This window comes from Paenibacillus sp. P4_E11 (assembly GCF_056401635.1).
In genome coordinates this window covers 1-545 of sequence record NZ_JBFUIX010000720.1, presented here as the reverse complement: position 1 = coordinate 545, position 545 = coordinate 1, and the positions used below count along the sequence as shown (strand labels likewise).

Below are 545 nucleotides of genomic sequence, written 5' to 3'. Positions count from 1 at the left end.
TTCTGTATGAGGCCCTTTACAGGGGTGTAAGCTCGCCCACCAATTACGGCAAAAACCTTCTTCACATGCAGCCTGAATTCCCGGAAAATTATACCTAGGTTGGAACAGTCACGCCAAGAGACTGATAGAGATCTATTTGCTTTTTGGTCATCTCACCAATACGGCGCCTGCGCCCGGGCTGTTCAAAGCATTCGATGATGTCCAATTCGTCCAATACTTCCTGCATCGTGTAGTTTTTAAATAGATCTTGGTCAGACATTGCTTTTTTTATGTAAGAAAGATAGATGAGTGCAACAAACTGAATAAATAGTTTGCCTTCCAGGTTTTCCTCTGAGGACACAGAGGTGCGCCTCATGTTCAGCCGTTCTTTTAAATTGCCAAAAGCTTTCTCGATCAGATCTTTGGAGCGATAAATATCCAGTGACTCCAGCGGATCCTTTATGCTATTGGAGATCAGGGCAAAGTAACCATAGTTCTTTTCGGCGGCTTCAATGGCTTCTTGCTTCGGAGTAAGCGAGATGCCCCTGACAGGTGTGTCGTTTACC

General features: G+C 45.0%; 1 protein-coding gene. It reads right to left on the bottom strand.

Going from position 1 to position 545, the window contains the following annotated elements; genetic code table 11:
• Positions 1–94 precede the first annotated feature (94 nt).
• Positions 95–545 (bottom strand): IS1634 family transposase (locus AC1DWB_RS37110; RefSeq protein ID WP_477546020.1); only part of this gene is annotated, 451 nt, incomplete at its 5' end.